Source organism: Clostridium sp. LIBA-8841, from assembly GCF_034439435.1.
Lineage (GTDB): Bacteria > Bacillota > Clostridia > Clostridiales > Clostridiaceae > Sarcina.
Genome location: NZ_JAPCKJ010000001.1, coordinates 340,906 through 357,652, shown reverse-complemented (window position 1 = coordinate 357,652; position 16,747 = coordinate 340,906). Strand labels below are relative to the sequence as shown.

Sequence of the window (16,747 nt, the reverse complement as noted above, 5' to 3'; positions counted from 1 at the left end):
GAGAGGCTATGAGTAGATTTGAGCAAGATTATTTCAATTTACTAATAAATAATTATGGTTTTTATGTAGAAAATCTAAAAGGAGAAAATAATAAAGAATTATGGATAGCTATAAAAACTGTTAATAATGAAGGAAAGTATGCTGTTATAATATCTAAGTCTTATGAAGAAGATGAGAATTTTAAAATAGCAGAAGATTATTTAAAGAGTTTAGATAAACCTTATTCTCTTCATAATATAATTCTTTATAAAAACTATAATAGTGCTGAAGGAGAGGAAGATGATTTTTCTATAGATAAGAATTGTCATAGAATAATTGTTGATGCTCAAAAAAAGGAAGTTTTAAAAAGTGATAGAAGCTCTGAGCCTCTAGTTAAAATATTAGAATTTTTATTAAAGAAGAAAGAAGAACCTAAAATTCCGTGGTATAAGAAAATAAGATGTGGAAAAGTAACAAGTATTTTAATTGGTTTAAATATCTTAGCTTTTTTAATTTGTCTTATTGTAGCTACTGTTTTAGGAGATGGCTTTTTCAAGAATTTGTTAAGTGTAAATCCACAAATTCTATACTGGATGGGTGCTAAGCATAATAATGCAATACTTCTACAAGGACAGTATTACAGATTAATAACATCTATGTTCTTACATGCTGGAATAATTCATCTTTTATTTAATATGTATGCTTTATATATATTAGGTGACTTCATAGAACGAGTGTATGGAGCAAAAAAATACTTAGTTATTTATTTTGTATCAGGAATATTAGCTAGTATATTTAGCTTATATTTCTCTCCAGTTATGGGAGTTGGAGCTTCAGGAGCAATATTTGGACTTTTAGGCGCTGCCCTAGTTTTTGCTTTTTATGAAAAAGATAGAATTGGTAAGGGATTAGTAACCAATATAATAATTATTATATTATTAAATGTATTTATTGGTTTATCAATGAATGGCATAGATATATCAGCTCATTTTGGTGGATTTATAGGTGGAGCTATATTAGGTCTTTTCTTCCATAATTATAAAGTAATAAAAAATAAATAAAAATACAAAATCCTCTGTGAGTAAAACAGAGGATTTTTTGTATATAATATTTGGTTTGGAGTAATTAAAGTTTCTAATACATTAACTAGAAACAATTATTATTAGACAGTGTTAAAAAAATAAGTCTAATTAATTCTATAAGTTTTACCAAGGTAAGTTATGGGGAAAAGTACAGTATATTAGTAAGTGGAATCTATTGGATAATTTACCTTTAAAATTAGAAGTAAATAAGATATACTAAAAGATGGTTAAATATTAAGTAGATAGGGAGAGAAGTATTTTGCAAATTTCAAATATAGACATAAAATTAAGTGCAGATGATTTAATGAGTTTTATTAATGATTTTGTAAAAATAGAAGGATTAGAAATAAAGAGTTTAAAAATAAATAATAAAATAGAAGTGGAAGGTGTATTTAAAAAGATTCTTGCACTGGGATTTAAGGCAACAATAGATGTTCTAGGCTTAGAAGGAGATAACTTAGTTATTGAATTTTCTAAGGCTAAACTTATGAGTGTTGGAATTTTAAAGCCTTTTAGAAAGATAGGGCTTAAAATAGCTTTAAAAGGTTTTAAAAATCAAGGAATACTAGTAAAACAGGATAAAATACTTATAAGTTATAAAACAATACTAGATAAGATACCTTTTTTAAATTTAAACTTTAAAGACTTAAAAATTCAAGAAAATACTTTAAATGTAAACTTAGAAAAGATAGATGTTGAGCTTTCAAAAGTAAAAGAACCAGCATTAGAAATTGAAGTAAGAGAAGAAATTGAGCATGAAGAAAAAAATGATGACTATATTATGAGTATAGATGTACAAAAGGTTGAGGATATGTACACAAGTAGTAGAGAATATGTAGTTGAACATATTCCAGAAAAAGCTCAGGCTTATAAGGATTACATAATGTTTATACCAGATATAGTAGCTTTAATATTTAGACTTTTAAAAGATAGTAGAGTTCCAATTAAAACTAAAGCTGTAGTAGGTGCTTCTCTAGCTTATGTAAGCTGTCCTTTTGATATATTACCAGATAAAATACCTTTTATAGGAGCGTTAGATGACATAAGTGTTGTATTTTTTGCTTTAAATAGAATAATAAATGATGTAGATATAGATATTATTTTAGAGAACTGGCAAGGTAAAAATGAATTTGTGGTTATTTTAAGAAAAACTGTAGATTTCTTTAGTGGATTTACAGGAGCAAATAACTTAGATAATATATATGAAGTCATAGATTTAATAAGTAATTAGAAGGAGTAAAATAATGGCTAAAAAATATTATGCTATAGCAAAAGGAAAATCAGGAGTTCCTAAGATTGTTGAAACATGGCCTGAATGTCAAAAAGAGGTTATAGGATGTAAGGGAGCTAAATATAAAAGTTTCACTTCAATAGAAGAGGCAGAAAATTTTATTTCTCTTCACACAAATAGTGGGATTTCTTTAGAAGTTAAGGGAAATGAAGAGAAAGTTAATGATGATTCCATTTATATCTATGTAGATGGTAGTTTCATGGTTCATAAGGAAAATTACTCTTATGGATTTTTAGTTGTAAAAAACAATGAGGTTTTATTTAAGGATAATGGTGTTGGACATGATAAAGAAGCGATAGCTTTAAGAAATGTATCAGGTGAAGTTGAAGGTGCTATGAAAGCAACAGAGTATGCCGTAAAAAATGGATATAAAGAAATAATACTTTGTTATGATTACCAAGGAATAGAGAGCTGGGCTTTAGGTACTTGGAAAAGAAACAATAGAATAACTCAAAATTATCATGAATTTATGCAAGAAAAATTTAAAGTTATAAATATTAAATTTAAAAAAATAAAAGGACATAGTGGAAATAAATTCAATGATATGGCAGATATACTTGCTAAAAAAGCATTAGAAAGTATTTAGTGCTATGAATTACCTCTAATAAAAAACTTTGATTTAGCCAAACTAAACATGAAGTCATTATTATAAAGAGGTGATTGTTATGGCAAATAGATTGATGACTACTTTAGCCGTAGGTGCTATTGGAGCAGCAGTTGGTATGATGGTAACTCCAAACTTAGACAGAAGAACTCAAAGAGCTATTAAAAAAGCTTCAAGAAGAATGATGAATGTAGCCGGAGAATCTATGGAATGGATGAAATAATACAAAAAAAGCAGCTTAATAGCTGCTTTTTTTGTATATTTATAGAAATTTTTTTATTATGTAGAGAAATTTTTAATTATAATATATAATAATTTTAAAGAATATGTATATATATTTAGAAATTAGGAATAGAAATTGTAAATATTTAAATAGGCTATTAAAAATGTTAAAAAATATACAAAGGTATATAGATTTTTACAAAAATACTGAATAATTGACATAAAAACCTAAATTTGTGTTATAATTTAATTAGTTATGGATGTTAAAAAAATAACAGTAAGAGGATGATTTAAGCTATGGAAATATTATCATTGGGAGAAAAAATTAAAAGAAGAAGAAAAGAATTAAATATGACTCTTAAGGAATTAGCAGGGGAAAGAATAACACCAGGACAGATAAGTTTGGTAGAGTCAGGAAGGTCAAATCCTTCAATGGATCTTTTAGAGTATATTGCAATTACACTAAACACTTCTGTTGAATATTTAATGGAAACAGAAAAAACACAGGCAGAAAAAATATGTTTATATTATGAACAAATAGCAGAGGGTGCTATTTTAAATGATGATATAAAAAAGGGTGAGAAATTTATAGAATATGCAATCTATTATGCTGATAAATATGATTTAGTATATAGAAAGGCAAAGAACTTAGCCTTAAAGGCTGAGATGTATTTAAAAAACGAAGAATACGTTTTAGCACAGCAGTATTTTTTATCTGCAAATATGCTGTTTTTACAAATAAATAGTAATATAGATATGGTGAAGACATATTTAAATATAGCAAAAATAAGCTTGCATTCAAAGGCATACTATTCAGCTAATTCATACTTAAGAGAGGCTGAAAAGATATATGTAACTAATAAATTAACTGAAGATTTGCTTTTAGGTGAAATATATTACTTAATTTCAAAAACTTATTTCTTTATTGAGAACTTACCTAAGGCAATAAATTTTGCATTTCTAGCAAAAAGCGAATTTGAAAAAGTTTACAATAAAAAGGCCTATGCTAAGAGCTTAGAGTTATTAGCAGAAGAGCATGCTAAAGTTGGAGACTTAGAAAGTGCTATAGCATATTCAAAACAAAGTCTTAACGTTTATAAGGAATTAGAACAATTAGATAAGATAAGTTCTATAGAAGATTCTTTAGGAAAACTATTCTTTGAGTTTGACAATATAGAAGAATCTTTTGAACATTATAATAGAGCAATGAAAATAAGAGAAGAAAACACTGACTCTAAACTTTTAGATACTTTATTTAATTTATGTGAAAACCATATTAAAACAAAGAATATGACTAAGTGCATAGAGATTCTTAATGAAATAAAGAATAAGTTAAATATAAGTGATGTTAATAGGTTAATAGAATATAAGATTCTGACTTTTAGAATAGAAGTCTTACAAAACAATATAAAAGAGGCAGAAAATATTTTATTAGATACACTTGAAATTGCCAAAAGAAATGATATGAAAAAGAAAGAAGCTAACATATCCATAAGATTAGGTAAGTTTTATCTAGAGCTTAAGAGAGATTATGAAGCAGCTAAGTATTTAGATAAAGGTATAAATAACTTGAAAAATTTAGGTGTAATTAAAAGTTAAGGTATAGGTGAGAGTGATGGATTTTTTATCTACTGGTGAGAAAATAAAAAGAGCTAGAATATATAAAGGGTTAACATTAAAGCAACTTTGTGAAGAGGATATATCTATATCTAGAATGAGCTGTATAGAAAATGGAAAAGTAAAAGCAGATAGATGGGTCTTAGAACTAGTTGCTAAAAGATTAAATTTAGATTTAGAATATCTTTTATGTGATGATATAACTCAATTAAACAACTCAATTGAAAAATATGTTGGGAAGAAAATTTTAACAGAGAACGAATCAGATGAAATTAAGGAGTATTTAGAGTATTCTTTAAGCAAGGAATATGATGAAATCTCAGCAAAACTTATGCATATTTTATTTATGAATTATACAAACCTTAGGGATTTCAGAAAAGCAAAAGAATTATTAAATGAATATTCAAGCATATATGAAAGTAATAAAAGTAATAAAAGAGTATATTATGAAGATTTAGCTTTATATTTTACTGTGAGAAAAAACTTTGCAGATGCAATAACATATTATAATATGCTTTTAGATTTTTTATTAAAAGATGGAATAGAAAAGAAGGATGAAATTTATATAAAAAATGCTACGGCTTTAGCTATATGTAATTATAGAGTAGGACAGATAGACAAAAGCAATGAAATATTGAGAGATATTTTCTCAATTGAAGGTATTGATATAAATAATAAATACTTAGGTGAGGCGCAAGGTGTCTTAGCCACTATAGCTTTACTAAATGAAAATATTGATGAGTTTGAAAAAAATTATAATCAATATAAAAATAAGGTTGATTGTAAAGCTTATAATTGGAAAAGAATAAATAGTCTTATTATAGATGCTTTCTTAAAGAATGGTAATTATGAAGAAGCACAAAAGTTTACTGAAGAGTCTATAAATAAGGTTGATAAAGAAGATAAAATAGGATATATAGAACTTCTATTATTTATAATAAATGTTTATAATGTAAATGGATGCATAGAAAGTGTAAAAGAATATTGTGAATTATCCTTAGAGTTAGCGATAAATAAGAACAATATGTTTTTTATAGAGAGAAGTTATTATTTTAAAGCCCAATTAAGTAGAAATGAGAAAAATGATATGCAATGGGAAATGTATATGAATTTAGCAACAGATCTTTTACTTAAGTTTGGTACATATGAAGAAAAGAGAGCGAGATATTTAGAAATGGCTGATCTTTACCATTACTTAGATGATACCAATGAAGCTTTAAAATATTTAAGCTTTGCTATAAAAGAAGTTGATAAATTATATTAATATAAAATTAAGGAGGGAGCTTATGGCTCTCTCCTTAATTTTATTTAAAGGCGCTGTTTTAAACTAGTGTTGATTTTTAGCTAGCTCTTCAGACTTAACTTACAGTTCTATCTAAAAATCAACATTTACGTAAAATAGAGTCTAAAATTTTATTCGAATAACAAAAAAGAACCTAGAAATTTAAATTCTAGATTCTTTTTCATATATATTTAACCTCTATAAAATAAGTCCATTGTTTGTTGTAAAAAACTTAATTTGCAATTAAAACAGTTTAAATTAATAGGTCTAAAAAATTTTTTTAGCCTTGCCATAAAAATACCTTCTTTCATATCTTCTCTTTTCTATAGTTATATTATATACCTAATTCCTTAATAAAATAATTTGCATGTATGTCTTAAAAGATGTACAAATGTAAGGAAAGTTTTTCAGGAAAATATTTGAAAAAGGCAAAAAAGTACTCTTTTTACATGTTTATTATACAAAATTAAACTTTTTTTAGTATAAATAATTCAGCACAATATCCTTGAAGAGTTGTCTGAATATTTAAAATTGTATTTTTTTTAGAATATTCAAATTCGATTTTAGGATAAGAAGCTTTAAATAATATGTCCTTCTCTTCTTTTCTTAATCTTTTAGGTTTTCCCATTGATAGCCAATAGTTGAAAGAGGAACCAAAATTTTCACCTATTGTGTATTTGGTTATTCTGACATCACTATCTAAATCAAGTAAGTTTAAAGAAATCTTCTTATCTACTAAATCTTTAACTCCTCTTAGTTTTGTAAAGTCTTTAAAGTCTATTAGAGAATCAATTTCGTCATTATATGTGTATATAAGAAGTTGATACTCATCTTCAGATTGAGTTAGTATATAGCCATCACCTTTATAAAGAAGGGTATCTCCAAGTTTACTTAGGAAATAATAAGCATAATAAGCAGGCTTTTTTATTCCTTTATCATTAACCATAGCTGGATAACCGAAAAAAACTTCATTTGTAATATCGATTTGTCTATCCAAGGCATCAAAGGCCTTTATAAAGTTTAATTTGCTTCCAGAATTAACAGTGTTATGGATTATAAATGGAAGCATATAGGCTGTATCATATATTAAATCTATTTTATTATTAGGTGTATATAAAGTATCTACTAAAGTCAAATCTTTAGAATCAAAAAGTTCTATTAAGGATTTCTTTAATTCTTCATCAAAGGTGGAGGTTAATTGGAATTTTAAATCTGTTAATTCAAAACTTTCTACCTCGCTGAAAAAGTCTATGAATGAATTTATAATATCTAAGAAGTTTTCTTTAGAATATCCAGTATGATCTAAAACAATCAAAGGTATTAAATCTAAAGAAGATATATACTCAAAAATATCGAAGGTTCTAGTCCAGTTGAAAAATTTTGATCCAGGGAATATCCCCATATCTGATGAAAATACATGAAGAAGTCTTATATAGTTGTATCCGATTTGTTCTTGCAGATCTTCAACAATATCTTGGTTATCTTCTAAAAGTAAGTCAAAGGCATCTCCAACATTAAGAACTTCCTTAAAGTATTTATTAAATTCAGTGCCTTCAGTGTTCATATTAAAAGTAAGTTTATGAATTTTATCTTCATAGTTGAATCTAGGATAATCATCTAAATAGTAAGAAAGTTCATCAAGACTTTCTTCTAAAGGATAATAAGTTACTTCTTTTTGCTTATTATATTCCTCTTCACTTATTTTATGTTTTTTTCTAAATTGTAAAGGGGTACAATTATAATAAGCTTTAAAATGTTTATTAAAATAACGAGTGTGTGAAAATCCTATTTCATAAGAGATTTCAGAAAGTGATTTATCACTATCTAAAAGAAGTTTTACTGATTCTTCAATTCTTGTTAAATTTAATAAGTCTGTAAAACTCAAGCCAGTTGCATATTTAATTTCATGGGAAAGATAATGGGTACTAAGAAATTCTGTATTAGCAATGTCTTTTAAAGTTATATTTTTATTATAATTATTGTATATATACTTAGAAATTCTATGATATCTTTCTAATAACATGTTATTTTCATGTATTTCATCATTATCATATAAAAGATAATGAAAATTATTTAAAAGATGAAATAAAAGTTCCACTAAAGACTTTTCGATATATTTATCATAATCATCTACTTTTTGAGCTTCTTCACATAAAATAATTGATAAAAACACTCTAAGTTTATCATAGGATTCATCACTTTGAGCACCTTCATCAGAGGTGTTTGTATAAAAGAACATATTTTCTATATCACTATAGTATTTTTCAAAAAAGTGAGGATCTATTTTAAATATTAAAACTCTATTATCTTCATTAGAGTAAATCCTGTGAGTTTGTTCTGTATTTACTATTTCAATTTCATCTTCTAGTATTTCATAACTGTCAGTATCTATATCTACTTGGATACTACCTTTAAGTACATACAGTATTTCGATTGCATCATGCCAATGCAAGGGATAGTTTTTTATGTTTGCATAAGATATTGTTACTGGGATGTCTGAAGGGTAGTTCACATATTCTTTTCTCACTTAAAAAACTCCTTTATATAATAAGTTGAGACTAAGAGATTAGAAAAAATGTTAAGTTCTAAAAATCTAGTCTTATTTATATGATTCTAAATAATTTTTTAATTATTATTGAAAAAATTAGAAATTACTTAGTAAATTTTAGATAAAATTATTTATAGTACTATTATATCTCAATAAAAAATAAAAATAAAATTTTGTTAAATAATGTTATGTTTTCAGTTGATAAAAGCATAGGTATGATTTAATATAAAAAGTGGTGATTACTTTGAATTATGTTTATATATTAAAATGCAAAGATGATTCTTTATATACAGGATGGACTAACAATCTAAAAAAAAGAATTAATGCACATAATAATGGTTGTGGAGCAAAATATACTAGAGGAAGAGGGCCTGTGAAGCTTATGTATTTTGAGGTTTTTGAAGATAAAAGAGAGGCTCAAAGTAGAGAGTATTATATAAAGAGGTTAACAAAAAAACAAAAATTGAATCTTATAAATAGTAAGGATATTGAGGAGGATACTTATGAAAAAGAAATTGACTTATGATATTTATTTTGAAATTATATTTTATATCTTACTTGTAGCATATTTAATATATGGAATAATAAATAAAGATATGATCTTATTATATTCAACAGTTTTAACAGCTATTACTTTAGCTTTACCTAGAGCTATATGTAAAATTGCTAAAATAAAATTATCTTCATTTTTAAATTTTATAATTGTAGGATTTATCTTTATTTCAATGTTTTTAGCTAAAGTAAATAACTTCTATGCTATACCACATTGGGATACATTTTTACATATATTATCTGGAATATTAACATTTATACTTGGATATTTGTTATTTTTATACCTTAATAACTATAAAACAGACAATGTAAACCCATTAGTAATAGTTGTATTTGCTCTTTTATTTGGAATAGCTTCTACAGCTGTATGGGAAATGTGGGAGTTCTTCACAGATCAAACTTTTGGATTAACAGCTCAAATAAGTTTGTTTGATACTATGAAAGATATAATAACAGGAAGTATATTCCCTATTGTTTTATCACCATTTTTAAATAGATTTTTAAAGGGTAAACCTAATAAGTTATTCCAAGATTTAACTGACTTTATGAGAAATAATAATAAAAGAAAATAAATTAAAGACTTTACTATTAATTTAGTAAAGTCTTTTTTTCTTTTATAAGATTAATATAAATATTGATTTATTATTAATTAATTATAGATAAAAAGTAAAAAATGGTTATTTTATTACTTTGATTATGGCTATTAAGATTATTTTATTTTAGAATTTTAAATAAAGACTTTTTAGTGGGGAGGCTTTAACATGTTTAGTGAGGAATTAAGTATAGTTAATAATGCTGGTAGGGGAAAAATAGATTTGCTAAATAATAGTAAGGGACGTTATTTAGTATCTGCTATGATGGCTGGACTTTATGTAGGTTTTGGTATAATGCTAGCATTTACCATAGGTGGGATATTAGATAGTGTGAATTCTCCAAGCACAAAAATGGCAATGGGTGCATCTTTTGGAGTGTCTTTAAGTTTAGTAGTTTTTGCAGGAGCAGAGCTTTTTACAGGAAATAATTTCATAATGACCATAGGAATCCTAAATAAAAAAATAAGCTTTAAAGAATGCGGGAAAATATGGGGAATGGCTTACTTAGGAAATTTCTTAGGATCAATAGTGGCAGCCTTAGGGTTCGCAGGAGCAGGTTTAGCTACTGGGAGTGTAAGCGAATTTATAATTAAAACAGCTGGAATTAAAACAAGTATGCCAGTGGAACAGTTAATTATAAGGGGAATACTTTGTAATATGTTAGTATGTTTAGCTGTATGGTGTACTTATAGGTTAAAAACAGAGACTGGCAAGCTTATAATGATGTTTTTATGCATTTTTGCCTTTGTAACAGTTGGATTTGAACATAGTGTTGCTAATATGAGTTTACTAGCAATAGGGGTTGTTTTGACAAAGGGAACAACCATAACAATATCTGGTTATTTATATAATTTATTTTTTGTCACAATAGGTAATATAATAGGTGGAACTATTTTGGCTATGGCATATCATTATATATCTGACAAAAACAAAATAATTAATAACAAAACAATTAAGAAAAAGAACATCTTTGTGAACTAAGCTCAATTAAATAGGTATCTTTCATATTTTAAAGGCTAAATATTTAAAATATAATCATTTAAGTTCTATTATTTCGTGAGATTTTATGTTAAATTAGATTATATTGTGTGAAGATACTAATATTTTGTGAATTAAAGTAGGAGAGATTATGAAATTAATAAGTATTGATGAGTTAAAGAGTATAAGTTTTTTTTCGAGACTTAATGATGATACATTAAAATATATAGCTCAAAATTCGAAAGTATTAAAAAAGAAAAAGGGAGAGCATATTTTTAGAGATAAGGATAAAGTTCAAGATATTTTTATTGTATTAAAGGGAAAAGTTACTCTTTATAAAATGAATGAGTATGGTCAAAAAAGAATAATATATATCCTTGGAGAAGAAAGTTTCTTAAATGAAGTAATAGTTGATAATCTATCTTCATCAATAAATGGAGAAGCCTTTGAAAATTCAATTATATTAAGTATAGAAAAAAATAAGTTGCTAAAAATAATGAGTGAAGATTTTGAATTAACAAAAATTGTTTTAAATGAAATGAGTAAAAAAATAAGAAGACTCTATAGACAAATGAAGAATGTAACTCCTATAAAGCTTGAAAAAAGAGTAGCAGCAAAGCTTTGGAAGCTTAGTAAAGATTATGGGAAAAAGGTTGATGAAGGAACACTTATTGATTTAGATATAAGCATAACATATTTAGCAGATATGTTTGGTTCACCAAGAGAAAGTGTTTCTAGAGCTATTAAAACCTTAAAAGATGAGAATTTAATAATAAAAAACAATAAAAAGATAATAGTACCTGATAGAGATAGAATTGCAGCATATTTTAAATCTTTATTATAAGAAGGGTCTATATGGTTAAAAGTTATAAATATTTATTTATAACTTTTTATTTTTTATCAATTTAAGAATTTTTACAGTGTAACAAAAATCACATCATCTTTAATGCTTTATTCTTATAATATACTTTGTTAAATTCTTAATTATTAAAAATTAATTAACGGAAAAAGAAATTCTTTTATTTTAAATAATAGATTAGAATTTATTTAATTTCAAAATAAAGTTAAGTTTAAGAGGTGTTTTATTATGGGTTTAAGGCTTACAAAAGACAATTTTGATAAGATAATAGACTGTTTAAAAAAAGAATATAAGATATACGCTCCTAAAGTTATGGAAGGCAAGGGAAGATTTTCTGATACTGACATAACAAGATACGGAGAAATAAATTCTATAAATGATATTGAGTTTTCAAAGAAGTCAGATTTTTCATATAAAGAAGTTTTACTTCCAATAACTCAAACATTATTCTTCTTTACTGAAGATAAATTTAGTGAAGCAAGTGTAGAAGAAAAGAATATATTAATTTTCTTAAGAAGCTGTGATATGCATTCATTAAGAAGAATTGATGATATATACTTAAGAAATGGTTTTGAAGATCCTTACTATAAAAAGTTAAGAGAAAAAGCTAAATTTATAGTTATGGGATGTGAAAACAGTTTTGAAAATTGTTTCTGTGTAAGCATGGGAACTAATAAAACAGATGAATATTCAGCATATATAGGAATAGATAATGATGAAGTTTTATTAGATATAAAAGATGAAGAATTAGCAAAAATCTTTGAAGCAGTAGAAAGTAATAAAGAAGAAGTTTCACCGAAGTTTGTAGAAGAAAATGAAACTAAGGTTGAAGTTCCAGAAGGAATTGATTTAAACATAATAAAATCAACTGTATGGAATGAGTATTCGGAAAGATGTATAGCTTGCGGAAGATGTAACTTTGTATGTCCAACATGTACTTGTTTCACAATGCAAGATATATTTTACAAAGATAATGAAAATGCAGGTGAAAGAAGAAGAGTTTGGGCTTCATGTCAAGTAGATGGATACACAGATATGGCTGGTGGACATAGCTTTAGAAAAGATAAAGGTCAAAGAATGAGATTTAAAGTTATGCACAAAGTATATGACTACAAGAAGAGATGGGGATACCATATGTGTGTTGGATGTGGTAGATGTGATGATATCTGTCCAGAATACATATCTTTTTCAGAATGTGTAAATAAACTTAAAGATGCTGTAGAAGAGGTGAAAGATAATGCATAATGAATATACTCCTTTTATATCAAAAATATTAAACGTAAAAAAACATACTGACATAGAATATACTTTTAGAATGGAATTCAAAGGCGATGTTAAACCAGGACAATTCTTTGAAGTTTCTCTTCCAAAGTTTGGAGAGGCTCCAATATCAGTAAGTGGTATAGGAGAAGACTATGTAGAACTTACAATAAGAAGAGTTGGAGTAGTAACAAATGAAATATTTGAAAAATACGAAGGAGATAAACTTTTCTTAAGAGGACCTTATGGTAATGGCTTTGACGTTGAAAACTATAAAGGAAAAGAAGTTGTAGTTGTTGCTGGAGGAACTGGTCTTTCACCAGTTAAAGGAATAGTAGATTATTTCTCACAAAATCCACAAGATGCAGAAAGTTTTACTCTTATAAGTGGATTTAAAGGACCAAAGGATATTCTTTTCAAGGATGATATGAAAGAATGGGAAAAGAATATGAACATGATCATAACTGTTGACTCAGCAGAAGAAGGTTATGAAGGAAATACAGGACTTGTAACTAAGTACATTCCTGAATTAGAAATAAAAGATATGGATAATGTTCAAGTTATAGTTGTTGGGCCTCCAATGATGATGAAGTTTACAGTTTTAGAATTCTTAAAAAGAGGAATTAAAGAAGAAAATATCTGGATATCTCAAGAAAGAAAAATGTGTTGTGGATTAGGTAAATGCGGACACTGTAAAATCGATGATACATATATATGCTTAGATGGACCAGTATTCAACTATACTAAGGGTAAACTTTTAATAGATTAGGAGGAAGGACTATGTCTTTAGATATAAATACTAAAAAACTTAAAAAGAACGCTTTTAGAGTAACTAAAAGAAGAGGATATACAGCATCAAGAATAAGAGTTCCAGGTGGGCATTTAGATGCTAAATTATTACTTGGTATTCAAGAAATAGCTGACACTTATGGAGATGGTACAGTTCATATTACAACTAGACAAGGTTTTGAAATACCTGGAATAGATATGAGAGATATACCGGAAGTAAACAAAAAACTTCAACCTATTATAGAAGCTTTAGAAATAAACCAAGAAAATCCAGGAGATGGATACAATGCAGCAGGAACAAGAAATGTTTCAGCATGTATAGGAAATAATGTTTGTCCATTTGCTAATTACAATACAACAAATTTTGCAAAAAGAATAGAAAAAGCAATTTTCCCAAATGACTTACATTTTAAAGTTGCCTTAACAGGATGTCCTAATGATTGTATTAAAGCAAGAATGCATGACTTTGGAATAATAGGAATGACAGAGCCACAATATGAAAAAAGCAGATGTGTAACTTGTGGAGCTTGTGTTAGAGCTTGTAAAAAGAAAGCTACAGGTGCTTTAAGTTTTGAAAACTTTAAAGTTGTTAGAGATGCAAGTAAATGTATTGGTTGTGGAGAATGTGTTATGAATTGCCCAACAAATGCATGGACAAGAAGTAAAGAAAAATACTACAGATTAGCTATAATGGGTAGAACAGGAAAGAAAAACCCAAGATTAGCAGAAGATTTTATACTTTGGGTAGATGAGGATAGTATTGTTAAAATTATTTTAAATACTTATAAATATGTTACTGAATATATCGATAGAAATGCTCCAGGTGGAAAAGAGCACATTGGATACATAATAGACAGAACTGGATTTATGGAATTTAAAAAATGGGCTTTAGAAGGAGTAACTTTATCTGAAAAAGCATTAATGAAAAATAATGTTTATTGGAGCGGAATACATTATACAAACGGATTTTAATAAAAAGCACTCTATTTATAGAGTGCTTTTCCTTATATACTAGTATATAAGTTACTGATTATAATAAATATATATTTTTGATATTACTAATACAATTATTTCATTGGGCATATATAATTTTTATGATATTATAAATTATATAGTATTTTAATAAATTTTTAACAGATGAGACATTAAATTAGGAGGCAGTTCATGATAGGAGTTATAGGGGTTAAAAGGAATGTAGATATAGAAATAAGAGAAAAATTAGCCTTATATCCTAAAAAACATAAGAAATATATAGAAGAATTATTAGATTCATTTAAAGAAGTTGTAATAGTAAATACTTGTAATAGGACAGAAATTTACTTTAATTGCACTGAAAGTATTTCAGATGATGAAATTTTTAATAAGATTTTTGGTGCTTTTAACTGGAATGATGATTTGAAAAATTATATGTTTTTATCAAAGGAAAAGAGAGCAGTAACCCATCTTATGGAGGTTATTTGTGGATTCCACTCAAGAATTTTAGGGGAAGATCAAATTTTAGGGCAAATTAAAGATGCTTATAAGAAGGCACTTGAGGATAATAGTATTTCAGGCGAATTACAAAAAATGTTTGAAATAGCTATTGCTTGTGGTAAAAAGTTTAAAACTGAGTGCAAAATGTTTGAGGTGCCAGTTTCATCAGTATCAATATCAATAAATAGCGCTTTATTAAAAGGGTGCAAAAAATTTATGGTATTAGGCTACGGTGAGATTGGAAAACTTGCAATTAAGCACCTTTTATGCCACAAGGCAGAGTGCATTTATTTAATAGTAAGGGATAAGAGTAAGGCTAGTGATTTAGAAGATGAAATTGTAGAAATTTTAGATTTTAATGAGAAAAATGAAGTTATAAATGAGGTTGATTGTATAGTTTCCTGCACAGCAGCACCTCATACAGTAGTTAGAAATGGAGACATAAAAGAAGAAGGCGAGAGAATATACATATATGATTTAGCTGTTCCAAGAGATGTTGATAAAGAATTATCAGAAAAAGAAAGAATAATTCTTAAAGATATAGATGAGATAAGTAAGATTGATGATAAAAATAAGCAAATAAGAAAAGATAGAATGGAAGAGTATAAGCATATAGTTGAAGAAAGCATAGAAGAATTTTTAAACTGGCTTAAAATAAGAGAAATATCAAGCAGAATAAGAAATATAAAAATAAGAGAAAATGAAATTTGCAAAGAGAGAATAAAAACTTTTTCTAATAAAGGAAATGGAGAAAATTCTAAATTAGCAGAAAAAATGATAAAAAGCACAGCTGATGCTTATGTTAATAGGGCTATAGAACTTTTAAAAAGTGAAGCTTTAAAGGGAAGTGATAGTTCTTGTGTAGAAATAATAGAGAAGATATTTTTAACTTAGTGCCAATAAATATTATAAGTAGTAAATTCCACGTTAAGGTAATAGGTGGAGGAAAAGCAGCTTTCATAAAGGTTAAAGGACTATTAGAAAAAGGTTGTTATGTACATATTTTATCAAAGAAGTTTTCAAAGGAAATTTTAGATATTAACAATGAAAACTTAAAGCTTGAAGAAGGAACTTATTATAAAGAGTTTATAAAAGATGCTCATCTTATAATAATAGCTATAGATGAAGATTCCTTAGCATATGAAATATGTAAGGATTGTGATGAGGAATATAAATTATATTTAAATGCAACTAATTATAAAGATGGTATGGTATCTATTCCATATAGTAGATGTTATGAAAATTTAGGCTTTAGTATAAGTAGTAAGTTAGGATCACCTAGAATAACTAGAGCTATAGGTGAAGAGGTATCAAGTATTATTAAGGAAAATGATATGTACTCAATTAAAGTAGCTAAAATTAGAGAAAAAGCTAAAAAAGAAGAATTAAAAAGTGAAATAATTAAGGTTATTTCAAGTAATGAATTTAAAAAAGCTTTTTTAGAAGAAAGAGAGTATGAATATCTATCAAATGTTTTCGGAGAGAAAATAGCTTATTCATTAACTGAGGATTAAGACAAATATAATCTTAATAAAAAATAACCTTTTATAAAAGTAATTTTAGCAAAAGAAAAGAGAGTATCAAATTTATTATAAAAATAATCAATGTGAGGTTTGGA

The 16,747-nt window shown here is 26.6% G+C and carries 16 protein-coding genes; 15 read left to right on the top strand and 1 reads right to left on the bottom strand.

Annotated elements, in window-relative coordinates; genetic code table 11:
- Positions 1 to 8 precede the first annotated feature (8 nt).
- The 6 genes from OIF33_RS01405 to OIF33_RS01380 all read left to right on the top strand — a co-directional run bounded on the left by OIF33_RS01405 (position 9) and on the right by OIF33_RS01380 (position 6,059).
- Positions 9 to 1,040 (top strand): rhomboid family intramembrane serine protease, encoded by a 1,032-nt coding sequence (locus tag OIF33_RS01405; protein ID WP_322502439.1) that lies wholly within the window; start codon positions 9 to 11, stop codon positions 1,038 to 1,040.
- Between the two features lie 280 nt (positions 1,041 to 1,320).
- Positions 1,321 to 2,292: a YkvA family protein gene (locus OIF33_RS01400; RefSeq protein WP_322502438.1), complete on the top strand. Its 972-nt coding sequence runs from the start codon at positions 1,321 to 1,323 to the stop codon at positions 2,290 to 2,292.
- A 13-nt stretch (positions 2,293 to 2,305) separates the two neighbouring features.
- On the top strand, positions 2,306 to 2,938 hold the full coding sequence (locus tag OIF33_RS01395) for a ribonuclease H family protein (protein WP_322502437.1): 633 nt from the start codon (positions 2,306 to 2,308) through the stop codon (positions 2,936 to 2,938).
- A gap of 79 nt (positions 2,939 to 3,017) precedes the next feature.
- The gene (locus OIF33_RS01390; RefSeq protein WP_322502436.1) at positions 3,018 to 3,179 is read left to right on the top strand and encodes a YtxH domain-containing protein; all 162 of its coding nucleotides are present in this window, start codon (positions 3,018 to 3,020) and stop codon (positions 3,177 to 3,179) included.
- 296 nt (positions 3,180 to 3,475) lie between these two features.
- Complete coding sequence (locus tag OIF33_RS01385) at positions 3,476 to 4,777, top strand: helix-turn-helix transcriptional regulator (RefSeq protein ID WP_322502435.1); 1,302 nt, start codon at positions 3,476 to 3,478, stop codon at positions 4,775 to 4,777.
- A gap of 16 nt (positions 4,778 to 4,793) precedes the next feature.
- Complete coding sequence (locus OIF33_RS01380) at positions 4,794 to 6,059, top strand: helix-turn-helix transcriptional regulator (protein WP_322502434.1); 1,266 nt, start codon at positions 4,794 to 4,796, stop codon at positions 6,057 to 6,059.
- Between the two features lie 484 nt (positions 6,060 to 6,543).
- On the opposite strand, the gene OIF33_RS01375 is transcribed toward OIF33_RS01380, so the two are convergent.
- Complete coding sequence (locus OIF33_RS01375) at positions 6,544 to 8,604, bottom strand: helix-turn-helix domain-containing protein (protein WP_322502433.1); 2,061 nt, start codon at positions 8,602 to 8,604, stop codon at positions 6,544 to 6,546.
- Positions 8,605 to 8,869: 265 nt separating this feature from the next.
- On the opposite strand from OIF33_RS01375, the gene OIF33_RS01370 reads away from it, so the two are divergent.
- The 9 genes from OIF33_RS01370 (at position 8,870) to OIF33_RS01330 (ending at position 16,643) form a co-directional block, all read left to right on the top strand.
- Positions 8,870 to 9,151 carry a GIY-YIG nuclease family protein gene (locus tag OIF33_RS01370; RefSeq protein ID WP_322502432.1) on the top strand — a complete coding sequence of 94 codons (282 nt, stop codon included), beginning with the start codon at positions 8,870 to 8,872 and terminating at the stop codon, positions 9,149 to 9,151.
- Complete coding sequence (locus OIF33_RS01365; RefSeq protein ID WP_322502431.1) at positions 9,129 to 9,749, top strand: hypothetical protein; 621 nt, start codon at positions 9,129 to 9,131, stop codon at positions 9,747 to 9,749. Before OIF33_RS01370 ends, OIF33_RS01365 begins: the two co-directional genes overlap by 23 nt.
- A 189-nt stretch (positions 9,750 to 9,938) precedes the next feature.
- Positions 9,939 to 10,751, top strand: a complete 813-nt coding sequence (locus OIF33_RS01360) for a formate/nitrite transporter family protein (protein WP_322502430.1) — start codon at positions 9,939 to 9,941, stop codon at positions 10,749 to 10,751.
- 148 nt (positions 10,752 to 10,899) lie between these two features.
- Positions 10,900 to 11,592, top strand: a complete 693-nt coding sequence (locus OIF33_RS01355; RefSeq protein WP_322502429.1) for a Crp/Fnr family transcriptional regulator — start codon at positions 10,900 to 10,902, stop codon at positions 11,590 to 11,592.
- Positions 11,593 to 11,835: 243 nt separating this feature from the next.
- On the top strand, positions 11,836 to 12,852 hold the full coding sequence (gene asrA, locus OIF33_RS01350; RefSeq protein WP_322502428.1) for an anaerobic sulfite reductase subunit AsrA: 1,017 nt from the start codon (positions 11,836 to 11,838) through the stop codon (positions 12,850 to 12,852).
- On the top strand, positions 12,845 to 13,636 hold the full coding sequence (gene asrB, locus OIF33_RS01345) for an anaerobic sulfite reductase subunit AsrB (RefSeq protein ID WP_322502427.1): 792 nt from the start codon (positions 12,845 to 12,847) through the stop codon (positions 13,634 to 13,636). The genes asrA and asrB overlap by 8 nt, the downstream gene beginning before the upstream one ends.
- A gap of 11 nt (positions 13,637 to 13,647) precedes the next feature.
- The gene (gene asrC, locus OIF33_RS01340; RefSeq protein WP_322502426.1) at positions 13,648 to 14,628 is read left to right on the top strand and encodes a sulfite reductase subunit C; all 981 of its coding nucleotides are present in this window, start codon (positions 13,648 to 13,650) and stop codon (positions 14,626 to 14,628) included.
- A gap of 192 nt (positions 14,629 to 14,820) precedes the next feature.
- Positions 14,821 to 16,023: a glutamyl-tRNA reductase gene (gene hemA, locus OIF33_RS01335; RefSeq protein WP_322502425.1), complete on the top strand. Its 1,203-nt coding sequence runs from the start codon at positions 14,821 to 14,823 to the stop codon at positions 16,021 to 16,023.
- The gene (locus tag OIF33_RS01330) at positions 15,987 to 16,643 is read left to right on the top strand and encodes an NAD(P)-dependent oxidoreductase (RefSeq protein WP_322502424.1); all 657 of its coding nucleotides are present in this window, start codon (positions 15,987 to 15,989) and stop codon (positions 16,641 to 16,643) included. Before hemA ends, OIF33_RS01330 begins: the two co-directional genes overlap by 37 nt.
- Positions 16,644 to 16,747: the final 104 nt, after the last annotated feature.

Excerpts from the sequence above, each read along its gene's own strand:
- OIF33_RS01390 (WP_322502436.1), top strand. The coding sequence starts at position 3,018 with ATGGCAAATAGATTGATGACTACTTTAGCCGTAGGTGCTATTGGAGCA.
- OIF33_RS01355 (WP_322502429.1), top strand. The coding sequence starts at position 10,900 with ATGAAATTAATAAGTATTGATGAGTTAAAGAGTATAAGTTTTTTTTCG.
- OIF33_RS01385 (WP_322502435.1), top strand. The coding sequence starts at position 3,476 with ATGGAAATATTATCATTGGGAGAAAAAATTAAAAGAAGAAGAAAAGAA.
- OIF33_RS01365 (WP_322502431.1), top strand. The coding sequence starts at position 9,129 with ATGAAAAAGAAATTGACTTATGATATTTATTTTGAAATTATATTTTAT.
- OIF33_RS01380 (WP_322502434.1), top strand. The coding sequence starts at position 4,794 with ATGGATTTTTTATCTACTGGTGAGAAAATAAAAAGAGCTAGAATATAT.
- OIF33_RS01395 (WP_322502437.1), top strand. The coding sequence starts at position 2,306 with ATGGCTAAAAAATATTATGCTATAGCAAAAGGAAAATCAGGAGTTCCT.
- hemA (WP_322502425.1), top strand. The coding sequence starts at position 14,821 with ATGATAGGAGTTATAGGGGTTAAAAGGAATGTAGATATAGAAATAAGA.
- OIF33_RS01405 (WP_322502439.1), top strand. The coding sequence starts at position 9 with ATGAGTAGATTTGAGCAAGATTATTTCAATTTACTAATAAATAATTAT.
- OIF33_RS01360 (WP_322502430.1), top strand. The coding sequence starts at position 9,939 with ATGTTTAGTGAGGAATTAAGTATAGTTAATAATGCTGGTAGGGGAAAA.
- asrB (WP_322502427.1), top strand. The coding sequence starts at position 12,845 with ATGCATAATGAATATACTCCTTTTATATCAAAAATATTAAACGTAAAA.
- asrA (WP_322502428.1), top strand. The coding sequence starts at position 11,836 with ATGGGTTTAAGGCTTACAAAAGACAATTTTGATAAGATAATAGACTGT.
- asrC (WP_322502426.1), top strand. The coding sequence starts at position 13,648 with ATGTCTTTAGATATAAATACTAAAAAACTTAAAAAGAACGCTTTTAGA.